The sequence below is a fragment of the Roseateles sp. P5_B10 genome, from assembly GCF_056400485.1.
In genome coordinates, this window is record NZ_JBFULE010000465.1 from 1 (window position 1) to 4207 (window position 4207).

Annotated in this window: 6 protein-coding genes and 1 pseudogene; 1 reads left to right on the forward strand and 6 read right to left on the reverse strand. The window is 65.2% G+C overall.

The genetic code is table 11. The features are described 5' to 3' along the window. The 6 genes from AC1DU6_RS21965 to AC1DU6_RS21990 all read right to left on the reverse strand — a co-directional run. Nucleotides 1-513, reverse strand: a 513-nt coding sequence (locus tag AC1DU6_RS21965) for a TRAP transporter large permease subunit (RefSeq protein ID WP_477859600.1), incomplete at its 3' end; no start/stop codon positions are given. Further along, on the reverse strand, nucleotides 513-1121 hold the full coding sequence (locus tag AC1DU6_RS21970; RefSeq protein ID WP_056196861.1) for a TRAP transporter small permease subunit: 609 nt from the start codon (nucleotides 1119-1121) through the stop codon (nucleotides 513-515). The genes AC1DU6_RS21970 and AC1DU6_RS21965, both read right to left, overlap by 1 nt. A gap of 99 nt (nucleotides 1122-1220) precedes the next feature. Further along, nucleotides 1221-1565 carry a protein tyrosine phosphatase family protein gene (locus AC1DU6_RS21975; protein ID WP_457325264.1) on the reverse strand — a complete coding sequence of 115 codons (345 nt, stop codon included), beginning with the start codon at nucleotides 1563-1565 and terminating at the stop codon, nucleotides 1221-1223. Nucleotides 1566-1574: 9 nt separating this feature from the next. Further along, on the reverse strand, nucleotides 1575-2021 hold the full coding sequence (locus AC1DU6_RS21980) for a GatB/YqeY domain-containing protein (protein ID WP_457325265.1): 447 nt from the start codon (nucleotides 2019-2021) through the stop codon (nucleotides 1575-1577). A gap of 106 nt (nucleotides 2022-2127) precedes the next feature. Further along, entirely contained in the window at nucleotides 2128-2340 is a 213-nt protein-coding gene (gene rpsU, locus AC1DU6_RS21985; protein ID WP_056196873.1) for a 30S ribosomal protein S21, read from the reverse strand. Between the two features lie 165 nt (nucleotides 2341-2505). Beyond that, on the reverse strand, nucleotides 2506-3723 hold the full coding sequence (locus AC1DU6_RS21990; RefSeq protein ID WP_477859598.1) for a BaiN/RdsA family NAD(P)/FAD-dependent oxidoreductase: 1218 nt from the start codon (nucleotides 3721-3723) through the stop codon (nucleotides 2506-2508). 214 nt (nucleotides 3724-3937) lie between these two features. Here AC1DU6_RS21990 and AC1DU6_RS21995 point away from each other — a divergent pair. After that, a pseudogene (locus AC1DU6_RS21995) lies at nucleotides 3938-4207 on the forward strand (hypothetical protein); the annotation flags it as partial.

Consider the following 4207-nt stretch of genomic DNA (forward strand, 5'->3'; position numbering starts at 1 on the left):
GTCCGCCAGCACGACCAGTACCAGCGACGGCGGCACCAGCTGCGTGATCGTGCCCGACGCGGCCAGCACGCCGGTCGCGTAGCGCATGTYGTAGCCGTAGCGCATCATGAYCGGCAGCGAGATCATCGCCATCGCGATGACCTGGCCCGCGACGGTGCCGGTGATGGCGCCCAGGATGAAGCCGACGATGATGACCGAATAGCCCAGGCCGCCGCGCACCGGGCCGAACAGCTGGCCCATGGAGTCGAGCATGTCCTCCGCGAGGCCGCATTTTTCCAGCAGCGAGCCCATCAGCGTGAAGAAGGGAATGGCCAGCAGCAGGTCGTTGGACAGGATGCCGAAGACGTTCTGCGGCAGCGCGCTCATGAACTCCGGCGGGAACCAGCCCTGGCTCACCGCGAAGAAACCGCAGGCCAGGCCGAGTGCTGCCAGCGAGAACGCGACGGGGAAGCCGATCAGCATGATCACGATCAGCCCCGCGAACATCAGCGGCGGGAAGCTCTCCATCGAGATCATTGCAGGGGCCTCTCGTAGTGGATGTCCATGTCGAACTTGTGCGCGAGCCAGGCCACGCGCTTGATGATTTCGGCCACGCCCTGCAGCGCAACGAGCGCGAAGCCCAGGGGCAGCACCAGCACGGCCGGCCAGCGGATCAGGCCGCCGGCATTGCTCGACACCTCGCCCGAGGTCAGCAGCTTGGTGACATAGCCCATGAGGCCGAGGCTGGCGACCGAGTCACTGGCGCTCATGCCGGTGCTGAGCTTGACGACGAACAGGCCCCAGGACAGCCAGGCCATGTAGCAGATGACCGGCATCAGGAAGACGACGAGGCCGAACAGGTCGACATAGACCTTGCCGTGGCCGGTCAGCCGGCTGTAGACCAGGTCCACACGCACATGCTCGTTGAGTCGGAGCACCTGAGCCGCGCCCAGCATGACGCAGGTGGCGAACAGATACCACTGGATCTCGAGGAAGGAGTTGGAGCTGTAGTCCAGCCCGTAGCGGACGACGGCGTTGGCGGCGCTGATGAAGCAGGACAGCAGCACGGCCCAGGCGGCAATCTTGCCGAAGCGGTCGTTCAGGCTGTCGATGCGCCGCGCAAGGGAGAGCAGGGCGTTCATGGGCTGGGCAGGAGAAAAGCGAAGCGGCCGCCAATGTAGCGACCGCTTGGGGGGCGTCGGCTTCATTCAGCCGTCGTTCAGGGTAAGCCCCGAGGGGGTTCAGCCCAGTTGCTGGGCCTGCATGAACAGGCGAGTCGATCGGGCACCGGAGCGGCAGAAGACCAGCAGCGGCCGCGGTAGTTCGGCCAGCAGATCGGCGAAGGCCGCAATCTCCTCGGGCGACTGATAGCCGCCGGCCACCGGCAGATGGCGGTATTCCAGGCCAGCAGCCTCGGCAGCCGCCTGGATGGCGGCTGACGTCGGCTGGTCGGGGCCGTGCTCGAAATCGGGCCGGTTGTTGACGACGCTCTTGAAGCCCATCGCCGCCGCTTCGGCCATGGCTTCGGGCGTCAGCTGAGGGGCGGCGCAGATGTCGGGGGCGATGGCTTGCATCGGCAGGCTCATGGCGACTCCCTACTTGGCCAACGCGGCCTTGACCGCGGCCGACACTGCACTCATCTCTGCCACGCCGGCGAGTGCGGCCTTGGCAGCCGCCATGACCTTGCCCATGTCGCCCGGGCCGCTCGCGCCCAGCTCAGCCACGATGGCTCCGACCTTCTCAGCCACAGCCTCGGCCGACAGGCGCTCAGGCAGATAAGCCTGCAGCACCGCCAGCTCGGCGGTTTCCTTGGCAACGAGGTCGTCGCGGCCGGCGGCGGCGAACTGACTGATCGAGTCCTTGCGCTGCTTGATCAGCTTGTCGACGATGGCCACCAGGGCCGTGTCGTCCACAACGACGCGCTCGTCCACTTCCTTCTGCTTCACGGCGGCCAGCAGGCCACGGATGGTCAACAGACGATCGGCTTCCTTGGCGCGCATCGCGGCCTTCATGTCTTCGGTGATGCGGTCTTTGAGGCTCATGGCGTAGAGGGTATGAAAAAAACAAAAACCCGCGACAGCGTCCTGTGGCGGGTTTTGGTGTCAACCGGAGCTGTTATGGAAACAGGCTCCGGGTCGCGTCAGCCGATCAGAACAGCTTCTTGGGCAGCTGCATGCTGCGCACACGCTTGTAATGGCGCTTGACGGCGGCTGCCTTCTTGCGCTTGCGCTCGGCGGTGGGCTTCTCGTAGAACTCGCGGGCGCGAAGTTCGGTCAGCAGACCCAGCTTTTCGATGGTGCGCTTGAAGCGACGCAGGGCGACGTCGAACGGCTCGTTTTCCTTGACGCGGATGGTGGTCATTTATTTCCTTCAGATTGCGCTCGGTGTTCGCGGCTGGGATCAGCAGCAGGTTCCGGATTACTGCTTCTCTTGAGTCTTCTTCGAGAAGTGCAGCGAATCGACGCGCAGGTTTGCCAGCAAAGCCAGGGATTGTAGCCAGAAAATCAACGACTTGCCAAGATTCGCTCAAGCTGTTGTGGCGGTGTCCGCCATGGCCCGGGCGCAGGCAGCCGCACTGGCCCACGCCCATTGAAAGTTGTAGCCGCCCAGCCAGCCGGTCACGTCCACGACTTCACCGATGAAATACAGGCCCGGGACGCGCTTGCTCTCGAGCGTTTGCGAACTCAGTTCCTTGGTGCTGACGCCACCGCGCATGACTTCGGCCTTGCGCCAACCCTCGTCGCCGCTGGGCATCAACTGCCAATCGTGCACGCTGCGGCCCAGGCGCTGCAGGTCGGCGTCGCGGCAGTCGGGCAGCGGTTTGGTGGCGTCCAGGTTTGCGCGCTCCAGCCAGACGGCCGCCAGGCGCTGCGGCAGGCGGGACGCAAATTCGTTGCCGAGTTGGCGGCGTGAGGTGGCCTTGGCCTGGACAAGTTCCTTCTCCAGTTGGAGGTCGGGCGCCAGATTGAGCTGCAGCGCCTGATCATCGGCGCGGTAGCTTGAGATCTGCAGGATGGCCGGGCCGCTGAGACCACGATGTGTGAACAGCAGGTCTTCAAGGAACCGCATGCGCGCTTTGCCACTGCCAACGCTGACTTCCACTGGCAACGACAACCCGGCCAGGGCGGCGAAGGGTGCCCAGGCGTCCGCATCGAAGGTCAGAGGCACCAGCGCCGGGCGCGGCTCCACGATGGCGTGCTCGAAGCGCTTGGCCAGTCGCAGGCCCCAGTCGCTGGCGCCGATCTTGGGCACAGGCAGCCCGCCGGTCGCGACGACGACGCGCGGCGCCAGCACCGGACCCTGGCTGGTGTCCAACTCGAAGCCACCTTCGGGCAGCCTGCGCACGTCCGCCACCGTGCAGGGCTGCCAGCGCGTCACGCCACCCGCCTCGCATTCCTTGACCAACATCTGGATGATCTGCTCAGCGGAGTCGTCGCAGAACAACTGGCCCTTGTGCTTCTCGTGGAAGGCGATGCCATAGCCCTGCACGAGCTTGATGAAGTCCTGCGGGGTGTAGCGGGCCAGGGCTGAGCGGCAGAAGGCGGGGTTTTCGGACAGGAAATTGGCCGACCCGGCCTCACGATTCGTGAAATTGCACCGGCCGCCGCCCGAGATACGAATTTTTTCGGCCAGCTTGGGCGAGTGGTCGATCAGCAGCACCTTGAGACCCCGCTGGCCCGCCAGGCCAGCACAGAACAGCCCTGCCGCCCCCGCGCCCACCACCACCGCATCGAATCCCCGCATAGACCTCCCGTGAATGGGGCGGCATTGTCGTGGGTGGGCGCATCGAAACTCGTTAGGATTCACGCCGGGTAGCAAAAGGGTCTTCTAGGGGGGAGGCCCGATTCATGGGGTGGCACGGCCTTGCTGGTGCTGCTTTGGCCCCACTACAGTCCCCCGACACCTTTGGTATTCGCGGCATTGCGCCGCGAATACACGATGGCATCACAACGATCTCATGGACATGACCGCTGACCAGACCGCGATGCAGCCGCCGCCCGGCAGCTTGGCGCATTGGCTGGCAGGCCACGGAGAACTGGGCGGCGAGACGCTGGCCGGCCTCATCTCGTTGATCGAGCCCCTGGGCAGCCAGGCGGCGATCAAGGCGATGTCCACCGGCCGATACGTATTTGCGAGCACGGGCCTGGCGCAGATGTTCGAGCGTGAAGCGGTGGTCGGCCACACGGACGCCGAGTTGCTCAAGGCCGACGAGACGACGGCCTTACGT